Annotated in this window: 20 protein-coding genes; 16 read left to right on the plus strand and 4 right to left on the minus strand. The window is 63.4% G+C overall.

Going from position 1 to position 24,294, the window contains the following annotated elements:
• Positions 1-11 precede the first annotated feature (11 nt).
• Positions 12-4,865 carry an NAD-glutamate dehydrogenase gene (locus CK486_RS02135; protein WP_095938622.1) on the plus strand — a complete coding sequence of 1,618 codons (4,854 nt, stop codon included), beginning with the start codon at positions 12-14 and terminating at the stop codon, positions 4,863-4,865.
• Between the two features lie 60 nt (positions 4,866-4,925).
• On the opposite strand, the gene CK486_RS02140 is transcribed toward CK486_RS02135, so the two are convergent.
• Positions 4,926-5,792, minus strand: coding sequence for a DUF6685 family protein (locus CK486_RS02140; RefSeq protein ID WP_095938623.1), 867 nt, complete (start codon positions 5,790-5,792; stop codon positions 4,926-4,928).
• A gap of 141 nt (positions 5,793-5,933) precedes the next feature.
• On the opposite strand from CK486_RS02140, the gene CK486_RS02145 reads away from it, so the two are divergent.
• The gene (locus CK486_RS02145; protein ID WP_095939044.1) at positions 5,934-6,191 is read left to right on the plus strand and encodes a DUF2835 domain-containing protein; all 258 of its coding nucleotides are present in this window, start codon (positions 5,934-5,936) and stop codon (positions 6,189-6,191) included.
• 51 nt (positions 6,192-6,242) lie between these two features.
• Positions 6,243-7,271: a quinone-dependent dihydroorotate dehydrogenase gene (locus CK486_RS02150; RefSeq protein WP_095938624.1), complete on the plus strand. Its 1,029-nt coding sequence runs from the start codon at positions 6,243-6,245 to the stop codon at positions 7,269-7,271.
• Between the two features lie 91 nt (positions 7,272-7,362).
• Here CK486_RS02150 and rmf read toward each other — a convergent pair whose 3' ends face one another.
• Positions 7,363-7,578, minus strand: a complete 216-nt coding sequence (gene rmf, locus CK486_RS02155; RefSeq protein WP_095938625.1) for a ribosome modulation factor — start codon at positions 7,576-7,578, stop codon at positions 7,363-7,365.
• Positions 7,579-7,981: 403 nt separating this feature from the next.
• Here rmf and rlmKL point away from each other — a divergent pair, with 403 nt between their 5' ends.
• Complete coding sequence (gene rlmKL, locus CK486_RS02160) at positions 7,982-10,180, plus strand: bifunctional 23S rRNA (guanine(2069)-N(7))-methyltransferase RlmK/23S rRNA (guanine(2445)-N(2))-methyltransferase RlmL (RefSeq protein ID WP_095938626.1); 2,199 nt, start codon at positions 7,982-7,984, stop codon at positions 10,178-10,180.
• Between the two features lie 64 nt (positions 10,181-10,244).
• Positions 10,245-13,031 (plus strand): diguanylate cyclase, encoded by a 2,787-nt coding sequence (locus CK486_RS02165; protein WP_095938627.1) that lies wholly within the window; start codon positions 10,245-10,247, stop codon positions 13,029-13,031.
• Positions 13,032-13,046: 15 nt separating this feature from the next.
• On the opposite strand, the gene dacB is transcribed toward CK486_RS02165, so the two are convergent.
• Positions 13,047-14,492: a D-alanyl-D-alanine carboxypeptidase/D-alanyl-D-alanine-endopeptidase gene (gene dacB, locus CK486_RS02170; RefSeq protein ID WP_095938628.1), complete on the minus strand. Its 1,446-nt coding sequence runs from the start codon at positions 14,490-14,492 to the stop codon at positions 13,047-13,049.
• Between the two features lie 195 nt (positions 14,493-14,687).
• On the opposite strand from dacB, the gene CK486_RS02175 reads away from it, so the two are divergent.
• The 11 genes from CK486_RS02175 (at position 14,688) to CK486_RS02225 (ending at position 22,321) form a co-directional block, all read left to right on the plus strand.
• Entirely contained in the window at positions 14,688-15,026 is a 339-nt protein-coding gene (locus CK486_RS02175; RefSeq protein ID WP_095938629.1) for a YggL family protein, read from the plus strand.
• A 2-nt stretch (positions 15,027-15,028) separates the two neighbouring features.
• Positions 15,029-15,700, plus strand: a complete 672-nt coding sequence (locus CK486_RS02180; RefSeq protein WP_095938630.1) for a DNA-3-methyladenine glycosylase I — start codon at positions 15,029-15,031, stop codon at positions 15,698-15,700.
• A 5-nt stretch (positions 15,701-15,705) separates the two neighbouring features.
• Positions 15,706-16,485, plus strand: a complete 780-nt coding sequence (locus tag CK486_RS02185) for an NAD-dependent deacylase (protein WP_095938631.1) — start codon at positions 15,706-15,708, stop codon at positions 16,483-16,485.
• A gap of 66 nt (positions 16,486-16,551) precedes the next feature.
• Positions 16,552-17,163, plus strand: a complete 612-nt coding sequence (locus CK486_RS02190) for a C40 family peptidase (protein ID WP_095938632.1) — start codon at positions 16,552-16,554, stop codon at positions 17,161-17,163.
• 72 nt (positions 17,164-17,235) lie between these two features.
• Positions 17,236-17,739, plus strand: a complete 504-nt coding sequence (locus CK486_RS02195) for a C40 family peptidase (protein ID WP_095938633.1) — start codon at positions 17,236-17,238, stop codon at positions 17,737-17,739.
• Between the two features lie 110 nt (positions 17,740-17,849).
• The gene (gene bluB, locus CK486_RS02200) at positions 17,850-18,506 is read left to right on the plus strand and encodes a 5,6-dimethylbenzimidazole synthase (protein ID WP_095938634.1); all 657 of its coding nucleotides are present in this window, start codon (positions 17,850-17,852) and stop codon (positions 18,504-18,506) included.
• 2 nt (positions 18,507-18,508) lie between these two features.
• Positions 18,509-19,030, plus strand: coding sequence for a bifunctional adenosylcobinamide kinase/adenosylcobinamide-phosphate guanylyltransferase (cobU, locus tag CK486_RS02205; RefSeq protein WP_095938635.1), 522 nt, complete (start codon positions 18,509-18,511; stop codon positions 19,028-19,030).
• Complete coding sequence (cobT, locus tag CK486_RS02210; protein WP_095938636.1) at positions 19,027-20,079, plus strand: nicotinate-nucleotide--dimethylbenzimidazole phosphoribosyltransferase; 1,053 nt, start codon at positions 19,027-19,029, stop codon at positions 20,077-20,079. Before cobU ends, cobT begins: the two co-directional genes overlap by 4 nt.
• A complete protein-coding gene (gene cobC, locus CK486_RS02215; protein WP_095938637.1) occupies positions 20,076-20,648 on the plus strand; it encodes an alpha-ribazole phosphatase in 573 nt (190 codons plus the stop codon). Before cobT ends, cobC begins: the two co-directional genes overlap by 4 nt.
• A 1-nt stretch (position 20,649) precedes the next feature.
• On the plus strand, positions 20,650-21,393 hold the full coding sequence (locus CK486_RS02220) for an adenosylcobinamide-GDP ribazoletransferase (protein ID WP_095938638.1): 744 nt from the start codon (positions 20,650-20,652) through the stop codon (positions 21,391-21,393).
• Positions 21,394-21,451: 58 nt separating this feature from the next.
• The gene (locus CK486_RS02225) at positions 21,452-22,321 is read left to right on the plus strand and encodes a hypothetical protein (RefSeq protein ID WP_095938639.1); all 870 of its coding nucleotides are present in this window, start codon (positions 21,452-21,454) and stop codon (positions 22,319-22,321) included.
• A 66-nt stretch (positions 22,322-22,387) separates the two neighbouring features.
• On the opposite strand, the gene CK486_RS02230 is transcribed toward CK486_RS02225, so the two are convergent.
• Complete coding sequence (locus CK486_RS02230; RefSeq protein WP_095938640.1) at positions 22,388-24,208, minus strand: acyl-CoA dehydrogenase C-terminal domain-containing protein; 1,821 nt, start codon at positions 24,206-24,208, stop codon at positions 22,388-22,390.
• Between the last annotated feature and the right edge of the window lie 86 nt (positions 24,209-24,294).

Genomic DNA, 24,294 nt, shown 5'->3' on the forward strand with positions numbered 1-24,294 from the left:
GGAGCATCACCATGGCGTTTTTCACTGCTGCCAGCAAAACCGACTTTCAGCACCAACTGCAAGCGGCGCTGGCCCAGCACGTCAGCGAACAGGACTTGCCACAAGTAGCCCTGTTCGCCGAGCAGTTCTTCGGCATCGTGCCCTTGGACGAGCTATGCCAGCGGCGCCTGTCCGATCTGGTTGGCTGCACGCTGTCGGCCTGGCGTTTGCTTGAACGCTTCAAATCCGATGCGCCGCAGGCGCGGGTGTACAACCCCGACTACGAGAAACATGGCTGGCAGTCGACTCATACCGCGGTGGAGGTGCTGCACGCCGATCAGCCGTTCCTGGTCGACTCGGTGCGCATGGAGCTGAACCGCCGCGGGTACAGCATCCATACCCTGCAAAACAGTGTGTTCAGTGTGCGTCGCAACAAGCAGGGCGAACTGCTGGAGCTGCTGCCCAAGGGTAGTACCGGCAAGGATGTGCAGCATGAAGCGCTGATGTATCTGGAGATCAACCGCTGCGCCAATGTCGGCGCGCTGAAGACTCTGGAGAAGGCGTTGCAGGAAGTGCTGGCCGAGGTGCGTCTGGCAGTTGCCGATTTCCCGGCGATGAAGGCGCGCGCCGAGGCCTTGCTGGCGGGCATGGGCAAAAGCAAACGCAAGGGCGATGCCGGCGAGCTGGAAGAGGTCAAGGTGTTCCTCAGCTGGCTGATCGACAACCACTTCACCTTCCTCGGCTTCGAGGAGTTCAGCGTGGAGGAGCAGGGCGGTGTGTCGCGCATCGTCTACGACGAAGGCTCGCTGCTGGGCCTGAGCAAGATGCTGCGTCAGGGGCTGCCGGCCAGTGAGCGGGAGATTGACAGCGAAGCCGCCAGCTACCTGCGCGAGCCGATCCTGCTGTCCTTCGCCAAGGCCTCCGAGCCGAGCCGGGTGCATCGGCCGGCCTACCCGGATTTCGTTTCGCTGCGCGAGCTGGACAGCAAGGGCAAGGTGATTCGCGAATACCGCTTTATGGGCCTGTACACCTCGTCGGTGTATGCCGAGAGCGTGCATCACATTCCCTACATCCGCCACAAGGTGGCCGAGGTGGCGCGCCGCTCAGGCTTCGATGCTCAGGGGCATCTGGGCAAGGAGCTGGGCCAGGTCCTCGAAGTGCTGCCGCGTGATGATCTGTTCCAGACGCCGGTCGATGAGCTGTTCAACACTGCGATCAGCATCGTGCAGATTCAGGAGCGCAACAAACTGCGCATCTTCCTGCGTCGCGATCCCTACGGACGTTTCTGCTACTGCCTGGCCTATGTGCCGCGCGATGTGTATTCCACCGAGATCCGCGTGAAGATCCAGCAGATTCTCATGGAGCGTTTGCAGGCCAGCGACTGCGAGTTCTGGACCTACTTCTCCGAGTCGGTGCTGGCACGGGTGCAGTTCATTCTGCGTGTCGATCCGCGCAACCGTGTGCAGGTGGATATTGCCCGCCTGGAGCAGGAAGTGATCCAGGCCTGCCGCTCGTGGAAGGACGACTATACCAGCCTGATGCTGGAGAGCCTGGGCGAGGGGCACGGCACCCAGGTGTTGGCCGATTTCCCAAAAGGCTTCCCGGCCGGCTACACCGAGCGATTTGCACCGCACTCGGCAGTGATCGATATGCAGCATCTGCTCAGCCTGTCCGAACAGCGGCCGCTGGTGATGAGCTTCTACCAGCCGCTGGCCCAGGGCGAGTCGCAGCTGCACTGCAAGCTCTACCACGCCGATACGCCGCTGCCGCTGTCGGATGTGCTGCCGATTCTGGAAAACCTCGGCTTGCGGGTACTGGGCGAGTTCCCCTACCGCCTGCGCCGCCAGGATGGCCGCGAGTTCTGGATTCACGATTTCGCCTTCACCTATGCCGGCGCCCAGATGCCGGATATTCAGGTGCTCAACGAGACCCTGCAGGATGCCTTTGTGCACATCGTCAACGGCGATGCCGAGAACGATGCCTTCAACCGTCTGGTGCTGGCCGCCGGTCTGCCGTGGCGTGATGTGGCGATGCTGCGGGCCTATGCCCGTTACCTCAAGCAGATCCGTCTGGGCTTCGATCACGGCTACATCGCCAGCACGCTGATCAACCATGCCGACATCGCCTGCGAGCTGGTGCGGCTGTTCAAGACCCGTTTCTACCTGGCCCGCAAGCTGACCGCCGACGATCTGGAAGCTAAACAGCAGAAGCTGGAGCAGGCCATTCTCGCCGCGCTGGACAATGTCGCGGTGCTCAACGAGGACCGTATCCTCAGGCGCTATCTGGATCTGATCAAGGCCACCCTGCGCACCAACTTCTATCAGCCCGATGCCAGTGGCCAGGCCAAGTCGTACTTCAGCTTCAAGCTCAACCCTCGCGCGATTCCCGACATTCCGCGACCAGTGCCCAAGTTCGAAATCTTCGTCTACTGCCCGCGCGTCGAGGGCGTACACCTGCGCTTTGGCGACGTGGCCCGTGGCGGTCTGCGCTGGTCCGACCGCGAGGAAGACTACCGCACCGAGGTGCTGGGCCTGGTCAAGGCGCAGCAGGTGAAGAACGCGGTGATTGTGCCGATGGGCGCCAAGGGTGGCTTCATCCCGCGCAAGATGCCGGTGGGTGGCAACCGTGATGAGGTACTGGCAGAGGGCATCGCCTGCTACCGCATTTTCATCAGTGGCCTGCTGGATATCACCGACAACCTCAAGGATGGTCAGGTCGTGCCGCCGAGCAACGTGGTACGCCACGACGCCGACGACCCTTATCTGGTGGTGGCAGCTGACAAGGGCACGGCGACCTTCTCCGATATCGCCAACGGTATTGCCCTGGATTATGGCTTCTGGCTGGGCGACGCGTTCGCCTCCGGCGGTTCGGCCGGCTACGACCACAAGGGCATGGGGATTACCGCCAAAGGCGGCTGGGTCTCGGTGCAGCGGCATTTCCGCGAGCAGGGCATCGACATCCAGAAGGATTTGACCACGGTGATCGGCATCGGCGACATGGCTGGTGACGTGTTCGGCAATGGCCTGCTGCTGTCGGACAAGCTGCAGATGGTCGCTGCCTTCAACCACATGCACATCTTCATCGACCCCAACCCGGATGCGGCGAAGAGCTTTGCCGAGCGTCAGCGAATGTTCGCCCTGCCGCGGTCCTCCTGGGCCGACTATGACACCGCGCTGATCTCCGAGGGTGGCGGCATCTTCCTGCGCAGCGCCAAGAGTATTGTCATCACGCCGCAGATGAAGGCGCGCTTCGGCATCGAGGCCGACAAGCTGGCCCCCAACGACCTGATCAACGCGCTGCTCAAGGCGCCCGTGGACCTGATCTGGAATGGCGGCATCGGCACCTATGTGAAGTCGAGCAGAGAGACCCACGCCGATGTCGGCGACAAGGCCAACGACGGCCTGCGGGTCAACGGCTGCGAACTGCGCGCCAGGGTCTTCGGCGAAGGTGGCAATCTGGGCATGACCCAACTGGGCCGGGTCGAGTTCGGTCTCAATGGCGGCGCCGGCAACACCGACTTCATCGACAACGCCGGTGGGGTGGACTGCTCCGACCACGAGGTAAACATCAAGATTCTCCTCGGTGGCGTGGTGCAGGCCGGCGACATGACTGAGAAGCAGCGCAACAAGCTGCTGGCAGAGATGACCGATGAAGTGGCTGCGCTGGTACTGGGCAACAACTACAAACAGACTCAGGCGCTGTCTCTCGCTCAGCGGCGCGCCGGTGAACGCATTGGCGAGTACCGCCGGCTGATGGCGGCACTGGAATCTGCCGGCAAGCTCGACCGGTCGCTGGAGTTTCTGCCTTCCGAGGAGGAGGTCAGCGAGCGTCTGGCCAACGGCCAGAGCCTGACGCGTCCGGAGCTGTCGGTGCTGATTTCCTACAGCAAGATCGATCTCAAGGAAGCCCTGCTGAAATCGCGTGTGCCGGATGATGATTATCTGATCCGCGACATGGAAACGGCTTTCCCGCCCAAGCTGGTGGCCAAGTTTGGCGCGCAGATGCGTCAGCACCGCCTCAAGCGCGAGATCGTCAGTACGCAGATCGCCAACGATCTGGTCAACCACATGGGCATCACCTTCGTGCAGCGGCTCAAGGAGTCTACCGGCATGAGTGCGGCCAATGTCGCAGCGGCCTATGTGATCGTCCGCGACGTGTTCCGTCTGCCGCACTGGTGGCAGCAGATCGAGGCACTGGATTACCAGGTGCCGGCCGAGCTGCAGCTGGCGCTGATGGACGAGCTGATGCGACTGGGGCGTCGTGCTACCCGCTGGTTCCTGCGCAATCGCCGCAACGAGCTGGACGCAGCGCGAGATGTGGCGCACTTTGCGCCGCGGGTGGCAACCCTGACCGGCAAGCTGGATGAATTGCTCGAAGGGCCTGCTCGCGAACAGTGGCTGGCGCGTTATCAGGGCTATGTGGAGGCGGGCGTGTCGGAGCAACTGGCGCGTCTGGTGGCCGGCACCAGCCACCTGTACACCCTGCTGCCGATCATCGAGGCGGCAGATGTCACCGGGCAGGATGTGGAGCAGGTCGCCGAAGTGTTCTTCGCGGTCGGCAGCGCGCTGGACCTGTCCTGGTATCTGCAGCAGATCACCGCGCTGCCGGTGGAGAGCAACTGGCAGGCACTGGCGCGTGAGGCCTTCCGTGATGATCTGGACTGGCAGCAGCGCGCCATTACCGTGGCGGTGTTGCAGCAGCCGGGCAAGGCGGCCAGCAGCGAGCAGCGTCTGGCGGCCTGGAAGGAGCAACATAAGGTGCTGGTAGAGCGCTGGCGTGGGATGCAGGCCGAGCTGCGTGCGGCCACCGGTGCTGACTACGCCATGTATGCCGTGGCCAGTCGTGAGCTGATGGACCTGGCTCTGAGCGGTCAGGGCGGTAGCTGATCGGTTACTGCAACGAAAAAGGCCCCGGCATTTTCGGGGCCTTTCTTTTTAAGAGCTTGTTCAGTATGCGGCTTGCAGCTGGCGCAGGTAGGCCACCGCATCCGGGGCGCCAGCCAGGCGCAGACCTTCGCCAAGGGCGGCTGAGTCCGGGTTACGCTTGGGCAGCAGGAGAAACTCGGGCGCGCCGGGTGTGCGCAGCAGGGACAGGCGCGCATAGGGCAGGCCGGTAAGCAGCAGATCCATGAAGTGCGGATCGCTCCAGCTCTGTGGCGGCATGGCCAGCATGAAGTAGCGGTTATCCAGTTCGGCAAGTCCGGCTGGGTTGAGGCGGTAGTGGGTCAGCTCGGCCGGCAGTTGCAGTTCCAGACCGCGTCGCCGCGCGTAGATGATGGCGCAGGCCAGGGCAACCTGCTGCTGTTCACCGCACCAGTAGAGGCGCGGGCCACGCCAGTCGGCGCTTTTCAGTTGCAGGGCTTCGCCGACCAGATGACGCGGCAGTGCCAGATTCAGCGTCTTGACGAAATCCTTGTAGCTGATGATGCGCAGCTGCTTGCCGGCGGGGCTGTTGGCAATGTCCTCCAGCGACTGCCAGTCCTCGTTGGGCTGGCCGCAGAGGCCGTCGAGCTGACGCAGGTCGAAACTGTCGAGGCTGCTGTGTTCTTCGCGGACCAGGCCCAAAAGCACCGCACGGGCTTCTGCCTTATCCTCCTGCACCGGGCCGGAGAGGGCGCCATGGGTCATGTCGACCAGACGTTCAAGCGGGGCACTGTGTTGCCACCACAGCGAGTCGCGCGGGGCGGGTAGTGACTGGAAGGGGAGATGGAGTTCCTGCGCGCGCTGGCCCAACAGCCGACCACGCCCACTCAGGCCCAGGCGCTGGGCGAGGGCAGACAGGCGTGATGACAATGTCGGGGGTGACAGGCTCATGCCAGATTGAAACTCCATCTTCAAGTGCTGCCAGTTTGGCAGAGCTGCGCGCGTTGTGCATCCTTCTTGTGGCATGTGCCACGCCGTAGCGCAAGTGCTGCAGCGGCTATGTCACACTAGGCGGCATTACAGGGGAAGATGATGCCCAGTCTGATTTTCGATCTGGCGTTGCCGGCCGAGCGTTTTCTCGCGGTCTACCGCGGTCAGGCGAACCGTGTACAGGTGCTCAGCCGCGATGGCCGCAAGGTCAGTCTGCCGGCCCGCCACCTGCAGCCTTTTCTTACCCATGAAGGCATCTATGGCTGTTTTCGTCTGGATTTCAGTGCCTCCGGCGAGTTGCAGGAACTGGTGCGCTTGTCCACTACGGGTGCTCCGCGACCAGGTGGACTACAGGTCTGAGTGCCGCAGCAGCTATAATCGCTGCCCCTTTGCCTCGCTGAAGCCGCACTCATGTACACCCTGGCCCGCCATCTGCTGTTCAAACTTGCCCCGGAAACCTCCCACGAGCTGTCCATCGACCTGATTGGCGCAGGTGGCCGCCTGGGCCTGAACAAGCTTCTGCTGCCGGCGCCGCGTCGTCTGCCGGTCAAGGTCATGGGGCTTGAATTCGATAATCCGGTAGGGCTGGCGGCTGGTCTGGACAAGAACGGCGATGCCATTGATGGCTTCGCCCAACTGGGTTTCGGCTTCATCGAGATCGGCACCGTGACCCCGCGTGCACAGCCGGGCAACCCCAAACCGCGCATTTTCCGCCTGCCCGAGGCCACGGCGATCATCAATCGCATGGGCTTCAACAACCATGGCGTCGACCATCTGCTGGAGCGGGTCAAGAGCGCCCGTTACCGTGGCGTGCTGGGCATCAATATCGGCAAGAATTTCGATACCCCGGTCGAGCGCGCAGTCGACGACTACCTGATCTGCCTGGACAAGGTTTATGCCCACGCCAGCTACATCACGGTCAATGTCAGCTCGCCGAACACCCCGGGCCTGCGCAGCCTGCAGTTTGGTGATTCGCTCAAACAGCTGCTCGGCACCCTGGCCAGTCGCCGTGCCGAACTGGCCCGCGAGCATGGCCGTCACGTGCCGCTGGCGATCAAGATCGCCCCGGACATGAGCGACGAAGAAACCGTGGAAGTGGCCCGCGCGTTACTGGAAACCGGTATGGATGCGGTGATTGCCACCAACACCACGCTCAGCCGCGAAGGCGTCGAGGGGCTGCCGCATGGCGCCGAGGCCGGTGGTCTGTCCGGTGCGCCGCTGCGTGAGAAGAGCACCCACACGGTCCGAGTGCTGGCGGCTGAACTGGCCGGGCGTCTGCCGATCATCGCGGCCGGCGGTATCACCGAGGGTGCCCATGCGGCAGAGAAGATTGCTGCCGGTGCGAGCCTGGTGCAGATCTACTCCGGCTTCATCTATCGCGGGCCTGAGCTGATCCGTGAGGCGGTGGATGCTATTGCTGCCATGCCGGGCCGTAGCTGAGGCAATAAAAAGGGCCCCTGAGAAGGGGCCCTCTGGGCTTGCGCCCGCCGTCCGGATGGGACGCGCTTGGTGAATTCGGGTGATCCAGCCTTTAACCGACGGCGTGGAGTTCGTTTAACCGGTGAATGCCGGCAGTGCCGGTGAAACCGTCCCAGTTGTCGCTACGCCCTTCACGCCAGCCATTGAGCCAGGCCTGTCGGGTGGACGGGTGAGTAAAAGGACACAAGTCGCGGGATTTGCCATGGACGCCGTGCTGATAGCCGCGCATGAAAGCTCGATCCATCGGGTCACGCTTAAGTCTCTTCATAGGGTGTTGCCCTCAGTTATTGACTGTTTTCTCCTATGGCCTCCGGAGAGGACCCGGCAGAATGGTTCTGCCTTCGACCTTCGCTGCCGGCGTGGCGAAGGTCGCCCGGCAACATTGCGCTGACGGGTTAAGCTGAGTTCTAAACAATGCGTCCTACCCTGTGAATGACTGATTTGTCATAAAGGGTTAATGCTTATGGAATATAGCCATAAGCATTTTTGCCGCTGTCCGCTGCGCAGATACCCGAAGCCGCAGCCGGACTGGCCGAGGCGGCAGCAGATGAGTTTCCGAGCAGTGGCTGCCTGAGTGGCCGCTGATGATCAAAGTTCCGACGAAGGGTATTTCCCTTTCGTCCTGGCGACAGCGGGCTGCAGCCCGGTCTGTCCACTGAAAAGGCGTAGTCATGTCCGAGAGTGTTGAGCTGATCCTGACCTGTCCCAAGGGCCTGGAAGCCCTGTTGGCGCAAGAGGCCGGCGGCCTGGGCCTGGAGGAAGTGCGCGAGCAGCCGGCGGCCCTGCGTGGGCGTGGCAGCCTGGAAGTGGCCTATCGCCTGTGCCTGTGGTCGCGCCTGGCCAACCGTGTGCTGCTGGTGCTGGCGCGCACTCCGGTGAGCGATGCCGAGAGTCTGTATGCCGCCGTCCATGCGCTGGACTGGAGCGAGCACCTGGCGGCCAACGGCAGCCTGGCGGTGGAGTTCAGCGGTCGCGGAGCCGGTATCGACAACAGTCACTTTGGCGCACTCAAGGTCAAGGACGCGATCGTCGACCAGTTGCGCGCGCGCTTCGGTCAGCGCCCGGACATCGACAAGGTCAATCCGCAGGTGCGCGTTCACGCTCACCTGGAACGGGGTGAGCTGGTGCTGTCGCTGGATCTGTCCGGGCACAGCCTGCATCAGCGTGGCTACCGCCTGCAGCAGGGCGCGGCACCGCTCAAGGAAAACCTTGCCGCTGCCATTCTGATTCGTGCCGGCTGGCCGGAGCGTGCTGCCCGCGGTGAGGCGCTGAGCGACCCGATGTGCGGTGTCGGCACCTTCCTGGTCGAGGCCGGCATGATGGCCACCGATCTGGCGCCGAACCTCAAGCGCGAGCAGTGGGGTTTTTCCCACTGGCTGGGGCATGTGCCGGCACTGTGGAAGAAACTCCATGATGAAGCGCGCGAGCGCGCCGCGGTTGGTCTGGCGAAAACGCCACTGTGGATTCGTGGCTATGAGGCCGATCCGCGCCTGATTCAGCCCGCGCGCAACAACATCGAGCGCGCAGGCCTTGCCGACTGGGTGAAAATCTATCAGGGCGAGCTGGCCACCTTCGCGCCGCGCCCGGATCAGGGGCAGACGGGGCTGGTGGTGTGCAACCCGCCCTACGGTGAGCGCCTGGGGGATGAAGCCAGCCTGTTGTACCTCTACCAGCATCTGGGCGAGCGCCTGCGTCAACAGTGCGCCGGCTGGGATGCAGCGGTATTCACCGGGGCGCCCGAGCTGGGCAAGCGTATGGGCATCCGCAGTCACAAGCAGTACGCCTTCTGGAACGGCGCGCTGCCGTGCAAGCTGCTGCTGTTCAGAGTCACGGCCGATCAGTTTGTCACCGGCGAGCGTGGTGAGCGGCGTGCCGCCGAAGCGGCCGGCGAGGCGCCTGCGCCGAGTCAGGCCAGTGAGCCGGCGCGCCTCTCCGAGGGCGGTCAGATGTTTGCCAATCGACTGCAGAAGAACCTCAAGCAACTCGGCAAGTGGGCGAAGAAGGCCGGCGTCGAGTGCTACCGTCTGTATGATGCGGATATGCCTGAGTACGCCGTGGCGGTCGATCTGTACCGCGACTGGGTGCATGTGCAGGAATACGCCGCGCCGCGTTCGATCGACCCGCAGAAGGCCCAGACCCGTCTGCTCGATGCCCTGGCGGCCATTCCGGTAGCGCTGGCTATCAGCTCCGACAAGGTGGTGATCAAGCGCCGCGAGCGTCAGAGCGGCACACGGCAGTACGAGCGTCAGGATCAGCAGGGTCGTTTCATGGAAGTCAGCGAGGGCGGTGTCAAGCTGCTGGTCAATCTCACCGACTATCTGGATACCGGCCTGTTCCTCGATCATCGTCCGCTACGTCTGCGCATCCAGCGCGAGGCCGCCGGCAAGCGCTTCCTCAACCTGTTCTGCTACACCGCCACGGCCACCGTGCATGCCGCTCGCGGTGGCGCGCGTAGCACCACCAGCGTCGATCTGTCGAAAACCTACCTCGACTGGGCGCGCCGAAACCTGGCGCTCAACGGTTTCTCCGACAAGCAGCGTCTGGAACAGGGCAATGTGATGCAGTGGCTGGCCGAGGATCGCGGCGAGTACGACCTGATCTTCATCGACCCGCCGACCTTCTCCAACTCCAAGCGCATGGACGGGGTGTTCGATGTACAGCGCGATCAGGTCGAGCTGATCGATCTGGCCATGGCGCGTCTGGCACCGGGCGGAGTGCTGTACTTCTCCAACAACTTCCGCAAGTTCGTCCTCGATGAGGGACTGCAGGCGCGCTACCGGGTCGAGGAAATCAGCGAGCAGACGCTGGATCCGGATTTTGTGCGCAATCCGAAGATTCATCGCGCCTGGATGATCCAGGCCAAGGTTTAACAGCAGACGAGGGCTAGACTGGACTCCATCGGCCGTGGGCGGTCGCTTGCAGCGGGATGTGGTAATGCCCTGGATTCGTCAGTTATTTAGCCGTGAGTCGGTTCCGCCTGAGGTGCCCTTGCGCGTGTTGTTACTGGCGGTGGCGCTTGGCGGGTTACTGTTGACGCTCCTCCTGGCCAGCATCGTCTGGTGGCAACAGACACATCAGATGCAGGAGCGCTTCGAGCATCTGGCGCAGGAACGGCGCACGCTGATTGAAGAACAACTACTGCTGCAGCGGCGCAATCTGGAAAGCCTGGCCAGCTTCATGCAACTGAAGCCGAATGTCAGCCGCCAGCAGTTTTCTTCCTTCGTTCAGCCCTTTGTTCAGGATGCTCTGGCGTACTCATGGATACCACGCGTCAGCGGTAGTCAGCGAGAGGCTCTTGAGCGCGAGGTGGCTGCTAGCGACTGGGCAGGCTTCCGCATTCTTGACCTGCAAGGCGATGGTCGTCTGCAACCAGCTGCTCCGCGCGAGTTCTATTACCCCTTGCTCTACAGCCAGTCGGCGCGACTGCCGAGCTTGCCTATTGGGCTTGACCTGTTGTCACAGCAGACTCGGCGTACAGCTCTGCTGGCTGCGGTCAATCAGGCTCAGGCTGTGGCTTCTGGTTTGTTACGTCCGGTTGGTGCCAGCCAGCAAGACACGGCGGCTGTAATCCTTTTCATGCCGGTGTTTCGCGAGGCGCGCCTGCCACCTGCGGCATTGCGGGCGCGCGAAGCTCTTGGCGTGGTTTCGGTGGTTATCAGTCTGTCGCAGGTGCTCGAAAGTCACAGTGAGCGTGGAGCGAAGCAACTTAGTCTCGAATTGACGTTAGAGCAGTCGGGGGAGCGGTTTTATCAATCGCGTCAGGCGGCTGATGGCCGACTGAAATGGGAGACTCAGTTGCGCCTCGGGTTGAGCGAGTACCGTTTGCTGATTCGTCCAACGGCTGCCTTTACCGCGACTAACCGCTCGCTGGCTTTCCTCTGGGTGGCATTAGCTGGTGCGCTGTTCAGTGTTCTGCTGGTGATGTTGCTCAGCCTGCTTCTGGGGCAGCGTCAGCGGGCATTGCGTTTGGTTGCAGAGCGTACCCAGGAGCTGCGCTGGAGTGAGGCTGAGCTGCGTCAGGCATCGGCGCGTCTTGGGCATGCTCTGGATGGTAGTGGCGATGGTATCTGGGACTGGACTCTGCACTCCGATGAACTGTTCTGCTCAGTAGCCTGGGCCAATATTCTTGGCATATCCGACAGTGAGCTACCGCGCACTCGCCAAGATTGGTTGTCGCGTGTGCACCCGCTGGATCGTGACGACATGCTCCGGGAGCTCAATGCCCATCTGCAGGGCGGTAGTGCCTTCTACAGGCATGAGCACCGCCTGCAGTCGGGGGCGGGCGAGTGGTTGTGGGTGCTCGATCGAGGCCGTGTGGTTGAACGGGATGAGCAAGGTCGGGCTCTGCGCATTATCGGCACCATGACCGATATCAGTGTGCGTAAAAACGGGGAGTTGCAGCTGGCGCGAACCCTGGGTCAGCTACACGCGATTCTTGATTCGGCCACGCAGGTTGCAGTGATCGCCACGGATTTGAGCGGCGTCATCACGACCTTCAATGTGGGGGCTCAGCGCATGCTCGGTTATACCGCCGATGAGGTGGTGGGCCAGCACACGCCTCTGCTGTTTCACGATCGGCAGGAGGTGGCTGAGCGTGAGCAGCGACTCTGTGAGCATCTCGGGCGTCGTGTGCATGGCTTTGAGGCCTTGGTGGCGGGGGCTTTGGGTTTGCAGGACAGTGATGCTCGGGACTGGAGTTATCACTGTAAAAATGGACGCCGCCTTACGGTCAATCTGCTGGTCACGGCTATGCGGGACCCAGATGGTGTGCCGCAGGGCTATCTGGGCGTGGCCATTGATGTCAGTGCCGAGCGCCAGGCCCGCGAGGCCTTGCTGGACCAGCAGGCGTTGCTTAATAAGCTCTCCGCTCAGGTTCCTGGCGTAATCTACCAGTATCTTCTGCGGCCTGATGGCAGCAGCTGTTTCCCTTGGTGTAGCGAAGGCGTACGGCAGATCTATGAGGTGGCGCCTGAGGACGTACGTGACGATGCTAGTGAGGTTTTCGGTCGCATTCTGCCCGAGGAGAAGGAAACGGTAAGTTTGAGTATCAGGCGTTCGGCTCAGCAGCTATCGCCCTGGTGTGAGGAGTTTCGTGTGCAGCTGCCGAGTCGTGGCCTGCGTTGGTTGCGTGGCGAGGCTTTGCCAGAGCGCTTGGCTGATGGCTCGGTTCTATGGCACGGCTACATCACCGACATCAGCGCCGGCAAGGCCATTGAGGAAGAACTTCGGCAGTTGGCGGTGACCGATCCCCTGACTGGTGTGTTCAATCGGCGCCATTTCCAGCTGCGCCTAGAGGAGCACTTACAGCTTGCACAGCGCATTGCCGCACCGCTCGCACTGATCATGCTGGATATCGACTATTTCAAACTGGTCAACGATACCCACGGGCATGATGTCGGTGACGAGGTGCTCAGAGAGCTGTGTCGTCGTTTGGGGCAACGCTTACGGCGCACGGATGTGCTTTGTCGCATCGGTGGTGAAGAGTTCGTCGTGATCTGTCCTGGCAGTCGGGGGGATCAGGCTCGTGATCTGGCCGAGAGTCTGTGGCAGGTGGTGCGTGAAAAACCGTTCCCCATAGTCGGACAGGTGACAGCCAGTTTTGGGGTGGCCAGCTGGCAGGTGGCAGATGATGCCGACAGCTTGCTGCGCCGCGCCGATGAGGGCGTATATGCGGCCAAGCAGGCGGGGCGTGACCGGGTCATTCAGCTCGGTGCCGACTGACCCGGAGGCATGCGGTCAGCGGCGTGCCGGCTGGTTGTACAGCGCCACCAAGGCCTGGTCGAGAATGGCCGAGGCACCCCATGGGCGTTTGTCGTTGAGAATGGCCACCACCGCCCAGGTATCGCCGTTGCGGTCGCGGGCATAGCCGGCGATGGCGCGCACGGTGTTCAGCGTACCGGTCTTGATATGGGCCTGGCCCTGCAGCGCGGTGCGCTTGAGGCGCTTGCGCATGGTGCCGTCCATGCCCACCAGTGGCATCGAGCTGATGAACTCGGCGGCGTAGGGACCGCGATAGGCCGCCTGCAGCATCATGGCCATTTCGCGGGCGCTGATGCGTTCGGCGCGCGACAGACCTGAACCGTTTTCCATCACCAGATGACTGGCCTGGATGCCCTTGCGTGCCAGCCAGTTGCGGATGACCCGCTGAGCGGCCCAGGCGTCGTCCTTGTCGGCTTTGTCGCGGTATTGCGCGCCGATGCTGAGGAACAGCTGGCGGGCCATGGTGTTGTTGCTGTACTTGTTGATGTCGCGAATGATCTCCACGGTATCCGGGGAGAAGGCGCGTACCAGCAGTCGCGCGCCCTTGGGCAGGGTGCCTTCGCGGTCCTTGCCATTGATCGAACCGCCCAGTTCCTTCCAGATGGCGCGCACGGCACCGGCAGCATAGGCCGGGTGGTCGAGCACCGAGAGGTAGGTCTGGGCGCTGCAACCATCGGGAATTTTGCCGCTGACGGTGACCTTCACGCTGCCGTCGGCCTGTGCCACCGGGCTGAAGCGCACGTCCGGCCAGCTCGGGCACTTGGCCGCCCGCTGCAGCTGGACCTTGTTGTCGAGCACGATGGTGGCAATCGGCGGCTCAACCGCGACATTGACCTTGCCACCCTCGGCGCGGGTGATGAAACGCACAGCCTTGAGGTTGACCAGCAGGGCGTCCGGACCGACCAGGAACGGCTTGTTGTCATCGCCTCCGTCGTCGTTGAAGGTTGGCAGCTGTGGCTGGTTGAAACGCGAGCGGTCGAGTACCAGGTCGCCGGTAATCTGGCGCACGCCATTGGCGCGCAGATCGCGCATCAGCAACCAGAGTTTCTCCATGTTCAGCTTCGGGTCGCCGCCACCCTTGAGGTAGAGGTTGCCGTGCAGCACGCCGTCGCGCAGCTGGCCATCGGTGTAGAACTCGGTCTGCCATTGGTGGGTGGGGCCGAGGATGTCGAGGGCGGCGTAGGTGGTGACCAGTTTCATGGTCGACGCCGGGTTCATTGATACATCCGGGTTGACCAGGGTGGTGGTACCCGGGCCGGTCAGCGGCACCATCACCAGCGCCAGTGAGTTGGTGCTGATCTTGTTGGCCGCCAGGGCCTTGGCCACGCTGGGGGGCAGGGCATTGCTGACAGAGGGTGCGGCTTGGGCGGTCAGGGGCAGGAGTAGGGCGGCCAGAGCCAGATGACGAAGTGAGGTAAACATACAGAAGCAACCCGATGACGATAGGCAAGATGAAGAGGTGAAAATGGCCTGGCAGTCGCTGGGCGAGTGCCTGCAGAACGCCGCGCATTATGCCCGAGTTGTCTCGTGCGTGCCCGTGGCTGCCGCGATTGCGCATAGGCGCCGACCCTGTGGGCTGCTAAAGTGGCGCCTCATTTCATTGTTGAGGATTCACCCATGGCCACCCGTTCCCGCCGTCTGCGCAAAAAACTCTGTGTCGAGGAGTTCCAGGAGCTCGGTTTCGAACTGGCCTTCACCTTCGCCGACAGCCTGAGCGATGACGACTATGAGGCATTCTTCAATGCCTTCCTCGATCAGGTGGAAGATACTGGTCTGGTCTACTCCGGTTGCGACGAGTTCGGTTTCGTCTGCCTGGCCAAACGCGGCTCGGTCAGCGCCGAGCAGCGCCAGGCGCTGGATGCCTGGCTCAAGGGCCGTAAGGAACTGCAGAGCTACAGCATCGGCGAGCTGGTCGATGCCTGGTACCCTGACGTACCGGTCAATACTCAGGCCTGAGTGTGCGCGATTACGCCTGGCTCTCCAGCTACTGCCTGAACCGCTTTGGCGGTGTGGCGGAGCTGGAGGCGCGTCTGCCGCAGCCGCGCAGTGCTGAAGCGCTGCGCGCGCTGGGCGATGATCGCTACCTGTCGCTGATTGCCCTGCGCGTGTTTCGCGCGGGGCTCAAGCACAGTCTGGTGGATGCCAAATGGCCGGCATTCGAGGAGGTGTTCTTCGCCTTCGATCCGCACAAGGTGGTGCTGATGGGCGCCGAGCACCTGGAGCGGCTGATGCAGGACAGTCGCCTGATCCGCCATCTGGGCAAGCTGAAAAGCGTGCCGTGCAATGCCCAGTTCATTCTCGATGTGGCCCGTGAGCGGGGCAGCTTCGGCCAACTGATTGCCGACTGGCCGAGCAGTGACATCGTCGGGCTGTGGAAATACCTCGCCAAAAACGGCAGCCAGCTCGGTGGCCTGTCGGCACCGCGGCTGTTGCGCATGATGGGCAAGGACACCTTTATTCCTACCGATGACCTGGTTGCCGCACTCAAGGCTCAGGGTATCGTCGACAAGGCCCCCACCAGCCAGAAAGAACTGGCTGCGGTGCAGGCCGCCTTCAATCAATGGCAGGCCGAGAGTGGCCGGCCGCTATGCCAGCTGTCGGTGATGCTGGCGCATACCGTCAACCACTGACCGCCATGCCAACTTCACTGGCTGCGCAGATCGCCGAGGTGGCTGCCCGGCTGGCCAGTGCCCGGCGCATTCTGATCATCACCGGGGCCGGTCTTTCCGCCGAGTCGGGCCTGCCGACCTACCGCGGCCTCGGTGGCCTGTATAACGGTCGCACGGCCGAGGGGCTGCCGATCGAGGTGGCGTTGTCCGGCGACATGCTGCGCGAGCGTCCGGAACTGTGCTGGAAGTACCTGGCCGAACTGGGGCGCGCCTGTCTGGCGGCTGAGCCCAATCCCGGGCACCGGGCACTGGCCGAGTTGCAGCGACGCAAGCCAGGTTGCTGGCTGCTGACGCAGAATATTGATGGCTACCATTTGGCCGCTGGCAGTCCGGCCGAGCGCCTGATTGAAATCCATGGCCAACTGGCGCCGCTGTACTGCCAGTCCTGCGGCCAAATGAGTGCCGAGCTGGCGGAGCATCTGCAGCGACCGCTGCCTCCCCGCTGTTCGCGCTGCGCCGGTATCCTGCGGCCTCCCGTGGTCCTGTTCGGTGAAATGCTTCCTGAGCAGGCCATCGACAGGCTTTACCACGAGCTGCGTGAGGGCTTTGATCTGGTCATGGCCATCGGCACCACGGCCAGCTTTCCGTATATCCGCGAACCGCTGCTGCGCACGCGGCAGAAGGGTGGTTTCACGGTGGAAATCAACCCGCAGGCCACGGAGCTGACCGCCTCGGTTGATCTCAGTTTGCGTTGCGGCGCTGGAGACGTTCTGCTGGAACTACTGAGTCACAGTTTGTCTGATTAAATTTGCAAATCGATTTGATAGCCGGCATAGTCGCGTCCTTTATAAGAAATCGACACGGTTGTGCCCATGCATATTCGCTTCGCACCCATCGTGCCTATCGCACTGACATTGCTACTGACCGCCTGCGCCGGCTACGCCCCGCAGCAGTCGCTGACCCAGACTCAACCGCCGGTTGTGCAGACTTCGGTCGATGAACCGAGCACCGAGCAGATGGCTGAGCTGACGGACGATGAGTCCTACGAGCTGCCGTCCCTGGCCGACAGCATGCTGGCCCACGGCCTGTCCCTGGTGGGTACCCGTTACCGTCCGGGCGGCACCTCGGTGCAGAGCGGTTTTGACTGCAGCGGTTTTGTCGGCTTCCTGTACAAGCAGGAGCTGGGCATTCAGCTGCCGCGTTCGACCCGCGAAATGATTACTCTGGATGCGCCGAAGGTGGCACGCAGCGATCTGGAACCGGGCGACATCATCTTCTTCAACAACCGTGGCCGTGGCCGCGTGAGTCATGCCGGGATTTACCTGGGTGACAACCAGTTCATTCATTCTTCGAGCAGCCGCAGTGGCGGCGTACGCGTCGACAGTCTGGCCGACCGCTACTGGAACTCCAGCTACATGCTGGCCAAGCGTGTGCTCGACGAACATCAGTTGCCGGCCACCAGTGCCGGTCCGCAGCGCCGCTGATTGCCTGCTCAGGCTTGCGCCGCTGTGGCGGCGCGGGCAGAGTAGGGCGGTCGCTTCAACGGACTGCCCGCCATGCGCCTGACGGCACGCATCACTCTCCTCGCTTCGATCCTTCTGCTGGCCGCCTGCGCCGGTCGCTCTCCTGATCCCCAGCCCCTGCCGCCGCCTGTTGTGCAGTCCGGTGCGGCTGAGGACGTGCTGTTTCGTGCGCTGGGACTGGTCGGTACGCCTTATCGCTATGGCGGCAATACGCCGGACAGTGGTTTCGACTGCAGTGGCCTGATCGGTTTTGTCTACCGCGATGCGGCTGGCCTGCAGCTGCCGCGCTCGACCCGTGAGCTGATTCGCCTGCCAGTGCCGCCGGTGCCGCGTCAGGCGCTGTCGGCTGGTGATCTGGTGTTCTTCGCCACCAGTGGCGGCGGCCAGGTCAGTCATGCCGGCATCTATGTCGGCGAAGGTCGCTTCGTGCATGCGCCCAGTTCAGGCGGTACGGTACGGCTGGACAGTCTGTCCAGTCGCTACTGGCAGCAGACGTATCTCGATGCCCGTCGCGTGCTGGTGGCCGGCACGCACTGATGGCTTGCCCTCTTCGGGCGACTGTTCAGTCATACGCTGCGTGATGTGGCCCGCCAAGGCATAATTGCGCCCCTGCGGCGGAATCGCCCCGATCACGGACCCTTTGCGCCATGAGTGCCGAACCTTTTTCCAGCAGCGAACGTGCGGCGGTCTACCGGGCCATTGCCGAGCGCCGCGATATGCGCCATTTCAGCCCAGGCGAGATCCCGGCCGAGCTGCTGCAGCGCCTGCTGAGTGCCGCCCATCAGGCGCCCAGTGTCGGCCTGATGCAGCCCTGGCGGTTTATCCGCATCACCCGCCCCGAGTTGCGCGTAGCCATTGCCGAACAGGTCGAGGCCGAGCGGTTGCTGACGGCCGAGGCGCTGGGTGAGCGCTCTGACGAGTTCATGCGGCTCAAGGTCGAAGGCATCCGTGATTGTGCCGAGTTGCTCGTGGCGGCCCTGATGGACGGGCGAGAGGCACATGTTTTCGGGCGTCGCACCTTGCCGGAAATGGATCTGGCCTCCTTGTCCTGTGCCATCCAGAATCTGTGGCTGGCTGCGCGTGCGGAAAATCTTGGCATGGGCTGGGTCTCGCTGTTCGATCCACAGGCGCTCGGCGAGCTGCTGGGCCTGCCGGCCGGGGCCAAGGCGGTGGCGATTCTGTGCCTGGGTCCCGTGACGGAGTTCTACCCGGCGCCGATGCTTGAACTGGAAGGCTGGGCCAGTGTCCGACCGCTTTCAGAGCTGCTCTACAGCGATCGCTGGGGCGCGGTGGCCGAGGAGTAGTCATGCGTGAACTGATTCTCGGCGGGGCTCGCTCCGGCAAGAGCCGACTGGCCGAACAGCAGGCCCTGGCCAGTGGTCTCGCCGTGACCTATATCGCCACCAGTCAGGCGCTGGACGCTGAAATGACTGCGCGAATTGCCCATCACCAGGCACGGCGACCGGCGGAGTGGGCGCTGTGTGAAGAACCGCTCGAACTGGCGCGGGTGCTGCGCGACAATGCCGCCGCCGATCGCTGCCTGCTGGTGGATTGCCTGACCCTGTGGCTGACCAACCTCCTGATGCTGGATGACCCGCAGCGGTTGCAGCATGAGCGCGATGCGCTGCTGCAGGTGCTCGGTGAGTTGCCCGGGCGGATCATTCTGGTCAGCAACGAAACCGGTCTTGGCGTGGTGCCGCTGGGCGAGCTGACCCGGCGCTATGTCGATGAGGTTGGCTGGCTGCATCAGGCTCTGGCCAGCGCCTGTGACCGGGTGATTTTTACCGTGGCCGGTTTGCCGATGGTTCTCAAAGGAGAGGCGCTGTGAGCAGCCCCTGGTGGCAACAACCCTGTCGTGCCCTCGATGCCCATGCCGCGGCTGCGGCTGGCCGGCGTCAGGCCCAGTTGACCAAGCCGTGCGGCTCGCTGGGCCAGCTTGAGGGTATCAGCCTGCGCCTGGCTGCTCAGCAGGGCCGTGAGCGCCCGAGCCTTGAGCGTATCTGGATTGCCATCTTTGCCGGTGACCATGGCGTGGTTGCCGAGGGCGTCTCGGCCTATCCCCAGGCGGTCACCGCGCAGATGCTCGGCAATTTCGTCGCCGGCGGTGCCGCGATCAGCGTGCTGGCGCGTGAGCTGGGCGCCCATCTGGAAGTGCACAACCTCGGTACCGTCGAGCCGCAACCGGCCATGGCCGGGGTCAGCCAGCACCAGCTGGCACCCGGCACGCGCAATTTAGCCTTGCAGCCGGCGATGACGGCAGAGCAGTGTCTGGCCGCGCTGGCCGTCGGCCGCGAAGTCGCCGAACGGGCCGCCGCCGAAGGCTGCCAACTGCTGATCGGCGGCGAGATGGGCATCGGCAACACCACGGCGGCCAGTGCCCTGGCCTGTGCCTTGCTCGATGCACCGCTGGACGAACTGATCGGCCGTGGCACCGGTCTGGACAGCCAGGGCCTGGCGCGCAAGACCCGGGTCATCGAGCAGGCCCTGAGCCTGCATGCCGGCGAACGCACGCCGCTGGAATGGCTGCAACGGCTTGGTGGCCTGGAAATCGCCGCGCTTAGTGGTGCCTACATCGCCTGCGCCCAGGCCGGTATCAGCGTGCTGGTCGATGGTTTTATCTGCAGCGTGGCGGCCCTGCTGGCCGTGCGCCTGAATCCCGGCGTGGCCGACTGGCTGCTGTTCAGCCACTGCGGCGCAGAACCCGGACACCGTCACGTGCTGCAGGCCCTGGATGGCCAGCCGCTGCTGCACCTGGGCCTGCGCCTGGGCGAGGGCAGCGGCGCGGCACTGGCACTTCCCCTGTTGCGCCTGGCCTGTGCTCTGCACGGGCAGATGGCGACTTTTTCCGAAGCTTCCGTTGAGGACCGTACTCCATGACTCTGCAACTCGAACTCCTGCGCCACGGTGAAACCACTGCCGGTGGCGGTTTCCATGGCAGCACCGATGCACCGCTGGCCGAGCGTGGCTGGCAGCAGATGCGTGCCGCTGTGGCCGCTCAACCCGCGTGGGACCTGATCATCAGTTCGCCGCTGACCCGCTGTGAGGCCTTTGCCCGTGAGCTGGCCGAGCAGACGGGCGTGCCGCTGCGTATCGAGGCGGATCTGCGTGAACTGCATTTCGGTGACTGGGAAGGGCGCAATTCGGCGGAAATCCTGCTGGAAGACAGCGAGGCCCTCGGCCAGTTCTGGAACGACCCGTACCGTTTCACTCCGCCGAATGCCGAACCGGTTCGCGACTTCGCCAACCGCGTGCTGGCTGCCATCGAACGCCTGCACAGCGAGCTGGATGGCCAGCGCGTGCTGCTGATCACCCACGGTGGCGTCATTCGCCTGCTGCTGGCGCGTGCCCGTGGTCTGCCGGAAAACCAGTTGCTGCAGGTAGAAGTTGGCTTCGGCGCTATGCATCGCCTGCAGGTCGAGGCCGGTCTGGGCCTGACCGAAGCCTGACATGCTGCCCACGCCGCTGCTGATTGCCCTGCAGTTTCTGACCCGTCTGCCGGTTCGCCTGCCGGGCATGCCGGCGCCTGAGCAGGTTGGCCGCTCGCTGCTCTGGTATCCGCTGGTAGGGTTGCTGCTGGGCGCTCTGCTGCTGGCGGCGCAGGCGTTGCTGAGTCAGCAACCGGCGGTACTGCAGGCGGCGCTGTTGCTGACCCTGTGGGTGGCGCTGAGCGGTGGACTGCATCTGGATGGTCTGGCCGATACCGCCGATGCCTGGGTGGGCGGCTACGGCGACCGCGAGCGCACCCTGGCGATCATGAAGGATCCGCGCAGCGGGCCCATTGCCGTGGTCGTGCTGGTGCTGCTGTTGCTGCTCAAGTTCGCTGCGCTGCTGGTGTTGCTGCAGGCCGGGCAGACGCTGGCCCTGCTGCTGGCTCCGTGGCTGGGACGCAGTGCGCTGCCACTGTTGCTGCGCAGCACCGTCTACGTGCGGCCGGGCGGGCTTGGGGCACAGCTGGCCGAGCATCTGCCACGGCGTGAGTTGCCCTGGGTGCTTGGCCTGCATCTGGCTCTGCTGGCCCTGACCGGCCTGAGCGGGCTGTGGGCGCTGCTGGCGGCGACGCTGGTCTTTGTCCTCTGGCGGCGCGCCTTGCTGGCGCGCCTGCAGGGCACCACGGGCGATACTGCCGGAGCACTGGTCGAGCTGACCGAAGTCGCTGTTCTGCTGGTATTGGCCCTGCTCATAGCGCATTGAAGCAGCGCAACAGCATCGATTCTGGCCTAGGGTTAAAGGGTGTTATGGAGAACCCCGGATGCCACGTTTGTTGCTGCTGTTTCTGCTTCTCGGTCTGGCCTGTGGCGCCAGGGCCGCGGAGTCGCTGACCTGGCTGCTGTTGCCCATTCCCGGTGCCATCAACCTCAAGCAGGGTGTGCCTGATGATGGTATGGCGCTGGAGTTGCTGCGTGCGCTGGAGCCGGGGCTTAAAGCGCGTGGTGTCGATGTGCGCTACGAAGTCGGCAACGTGCCACGTATGCAGCAGTATCTGGAGCAGGGGCGCCAATTGTGTACGGCGGTTAATTTGCGCAGCGTCGAGCGTGATCGTCTGGCGTTGTTTGTTCCGTTGCTGGTTGTGCCGCCGATGCAGTTGGTGGTGCGTGCCGAGGACCGCGCACGCTTGCCGCTGGAGAACGGCCAGGTTGCCTGGCAGGCACTGCTCGAGAGTGGTCTGCATGGGGCCGTGCACAGTCAGCGGGTCTATCCGGAAATCGTTCGTACGAGCATGCAGCAGGCCCTGAGCGATGGTCGCCTGCAAGCGGTGACACTGTCCGGCAATATCGACAAGCACCTGCTGATGCTCAGCCATGGCCGCTTCGATTTCACCCTGGAGTTTCCGCTGGTGGTCAGCCAGGTCATGCGCACTGGTCAACTGAAGGCACCGCTCGCCGTGCTTCCGCTGCAGCAGATGGAGCAGCTGGAGGTGGCCGGTACCTACTGTACGCGCGGTCCGTGGGGTGAGGAGATGGCCCGGCAGATTGATGCCAGTCTGCGTGAGCTGTTGCAGGCACAATCGCTGGAGCCGCTGTACCTGCATTGGCTGCCGGCGGAAAGCTATCAGGTCTATCAGGAACCGATTCAGCGTTTTCTGCGAGAGCGCGCCCAGCAGCCGGCGCAGCTGGACTAGCGTGTGGAGTGGGGGCATTGCTGCCCCCGAAACACCACTGCAAGGACCAACAGGCCCGGTTGGCCTTCAGTCGAAGGCGAAGTGCGCCTGATCCAGCTGCATGGTCGACTTGACCGGCTTGAGCATTGCCGCGGCATGGCCCTTGGCCCGTGGCAGCAGGCGCTGGAAGTAGAAGTCGCTGGTGGCGATCTTGGCCTGGTAGAACTCCGCCGACTCCTGACCGCCTTCGCGCAGCTTGCGCCGGGCCACCGCCTCCTGCTGCGCCCAGGCCCAGGCCAGGGTGGCGTAGCCGGAGTACATCAGGAAGTCGTGGCAGGCGGTGCTGACCATGTCGCGCTGACGGCTGGCAGCGAATGCGATCCGCAGGGTCAGATAGTTCCACTGGCCGACGATCTTGAGCAGGGTGAGTGCGCGCAGGCGCATGGCCGGCTCGGTCTTCAGCAGCTCCAGGGCGAAGCGGGCGATCGGCTTGGTGAACTCGAACACCGCCTTGCCCTTGCTCATCATCAGTACCTTGCGCCCGAGCAGGTCCAGCGCTTGGATGCCGGTGGTGCCCTCGTACAGGGTAGAGATGCGCGCATCCCGCACGATCTGCTCCATGCCGTGCTCCTGGATATAACCGTGGCCGCCAAACACCTGCACGCCCAGGTTGGCCGCTTCCAGTCCCAGTTCGGTCAGGCAGCCCTTGAGGATCGGGGTCAGGAAGCCCAGCCGGTCGTCCCACTCGGCATACTGGGTGCTGTCATTCTTGAGCAGACCCTCGATCATCTTGTCGGCATGCTGGCTGGCCAGGTAGATCAGCGCCCGGCCGCCTTCGGCGATGGCCTTCTGGGTGAGCAGCATGCGGCGCACATCGCCGTGGTGGATCAGTGTATCGGCAACCTGGGTCGGTTCCTTGGTGCCGGACAGCGCGCGCATGGAGCGGCGCTCCAGGGCATAGGCCAGGGCGCCCTGATAGGACAGTTCGGCATGGGCCAGGCCCTGCAGGGCGGTGCCGATTCGGGCCGTGTTCATGAAGGTGAACATGCACTCCAGACCCTTGTTGGGCGGGCCGATGAGAAAAGCGGTAGCGCCGTCGAAGTTCATCACGCAGGTGGCATTGCCGTGAATGCCCATCTTGTGTTCCAGCGAGCCGCAGCTGACCTGATTGCGTTCGCCCAGGGAGCCGTCGGGGTTGACCAGAAACTTGGGCACGATGAACAGGCTGATGCCACGGGTGCCTTTGGGGGCGTCGGGCAGGCGTGCGAGGACGATATGGATGATGTTCTCGGTGAGGTCATGTTCACCCGAGGAAATGAAGATCTTGGTGCCGGTCAGCGCGTAGCTGCCGTCGCTGTTGGCCTCGGCGCGTGTCTTGACCTGACCTAGGTCGGTGCCGCACTGGGGTTCGGTCAGGCACATGGTGCCGGTCCAGCGGCCTTCTGTCAGCGGGGTCAGGTAAGTCTGTTTTTGTGCTTCACTGCCATGTTGCATGAGAGTGTTCATGGCGCCCAGTGAAAGGCCCGGGTACATGGTGAATGACCAGTTGGCGGTGGCCATCATCTCCGACTTGAGCAGGCCCAGGCTCATCGGCAGACCCTGGCCACCGTACTCAACCGGGTGGGACAGGCCCTGCCAGCCACCAGCTACATAAGCGTCGTAGGCCTCTTTGAAGCCCTTGGGTGTGCGTACCTCGCCCTTATCCCAGGTGCAGCCCTGTTCATCGCCTTGCTGGTTCAGTGGGCTGAGTACTTCCTCGCTGAATTTGGCGCACTCGCTAAGGATGGCGTCGACCATATCCGGGGTGGCGTCGGCACCATTGACCAGTTGCTGGTAGTGGGCCGGGAAGTCGAGTACTTCATTCAGCAGAAAGCGGGTGTCACGCAGGGGGGCTTTGTACGCGGGCATGCAGGTAACCTCATAAAAACGGCAGAAGCGCCAAATGACGCGGCGATTTATACGGGGCTCCTCTGGTGCCGGCCTTGGCAGCGGCA

Origin of the sequence: Pseudomonas sp. HAR-UPW-AIA-41 (genome assembly GCF_002304225.1) — a bacterium.
Classification (GTDB): Bacteria; Pseudomonadota; Gammaproteobacteria; order Pseudomonadales; family Pseudomonadaceae; genus Aquipseudomonas.

What these genes read in the sequence shown, in the direction of transcription:
- CK486_RS02195 (WP_095938633.1), top strand. Translation starts at nt 17,236, where the DNA reads ATGCGCCTGACGGCACGCATCACTCTCCTCGCTTCGATCCTTCTGCTG.
- CK486_RS02145 (WP_095939044.1), top strand. Translation starts at nt 5,934, where the DNA reads ATGCCCAGTCTGATTTTCGATCTGGCGTTGCCGGCCGAGCGTTTTCTC.
- cobC (WP_095938637.1), top strand. Translation starts at nt 20,076, where the DNA reads ATGACTCTGCAACTCGAACTCCTGCGCCACGGTGAAACCACTGCCGGT.
- CK486_RS02165 (WP_095938627.1), top strand. Translation starts at nt 10,245, where the DNA reads ATGCCCTGGATTCGTCAGTTATTTAGCCGTGAGTCGGTTCCGCCTGAG.
- CK486_RS02225 (WP_095938639.1), top strand. Translation starts at nt 21,452, where the DNA reads ATGCCACGTTTGTTGCTGCTGTTTCTGCTTCTCGGTCTGGCCTGTGGC.
- rmf (WP_095938625.1), bottom strand. Translation starts at nt 7,578, where the DNA reads ATGAAGAGACTTAAGCGTGACCCGATGGATCGAGCTTTCATGCGCGGC.
- CK486_RS02175 (WP_095938629.1), top strand. Translation starts at nt 14,688, where the DNA reads ATGGCCACCCGTTCCCGCCGTCTGCGCAAAAAACTCTGTGTCGAGGAG.
- CK486_RS02185 (WP_095938631.1), top strand. Translation starts at nt 15,706, where the DNA reads ATGCCAACTTCACTGGCTGCGCAGATCGCCGAGGTGGCTGCCCGGCTG.
- rlmKL (WP_095938626.1), top strand. Translation starts at nt 7,982, where the DNA reads ATGTCCGAGAGTGTTGAGCTGATCCTGACCTGTCCCAAGGGCCTGGAA.
- CK486_RS02220 (WP_095938638.1), top strand. Translation starts at nt 20,650, where the DNA reads ATGCTGCCCACGCCGCTGCTGATTGCCCTGCAGTTTCTGACCCGTCTG.
- CK486_RS02230 (WP_095938640.1), bottom strand. Translation starts at nt 24,208, where the DNA reads ATGCCCGCGTACAAAGCCCCCCTGCGTGACACCCGCTTTCTGCTGAAT.
- cobU (WP_095938635.1), top strand. Translation starts at nt 18,509, where the DNA reads ATGCGTGAACTGATTCTCGGCGGGGCTCGCTCCGGCAAGAGCCGACTG.
- CK486_RS02150 (WP_095938624.1), top strand. Translation starts at nt 6,243, where the DNA reads ATGTACACCCTGGCCCGCCATCTGCTGTTCAAACTTGCCCCGGAAACC.
- CK486_RS02190 (WP_095938632.1), top strand. Translation starts at nt 16,552, where the DNA reads ATGCATATTCGCTTCGCACCCATCGTGCCTATCGCACTGACATTGCTA.
- CK486_RS02140 (WP_095938623.1), bottom strand. Translation starts at nt 5,792, where the DNA reads ATGAGCCTGTCACCCCCGACATTGTCATCACGCCTGTCTGCCCTCGCC.
- dacB (WP_095938628.1), bottom strand. Translation starts at nt 14,492, where the DNA reads ATGTTTACCTCACTTCGTCATCTGGCTCTGGCCGCCCTACTCCTGCCC.
- CK486_RS02135 (WP_095938622.1), top strand. Translation starts at nt 12, where the DNA reads ATGGCGTTTTTCACTGCTGCCAGCAAAACCGACTTTCAGCACCAACTG.
- bluB (WP_095938634.1), top strand. Translation starts at nt 17,850, where the DNA reads ATGAGTGCCGAACCTTTTTCCAGCAGCGAACGTGCGGCGGTCTACCGG.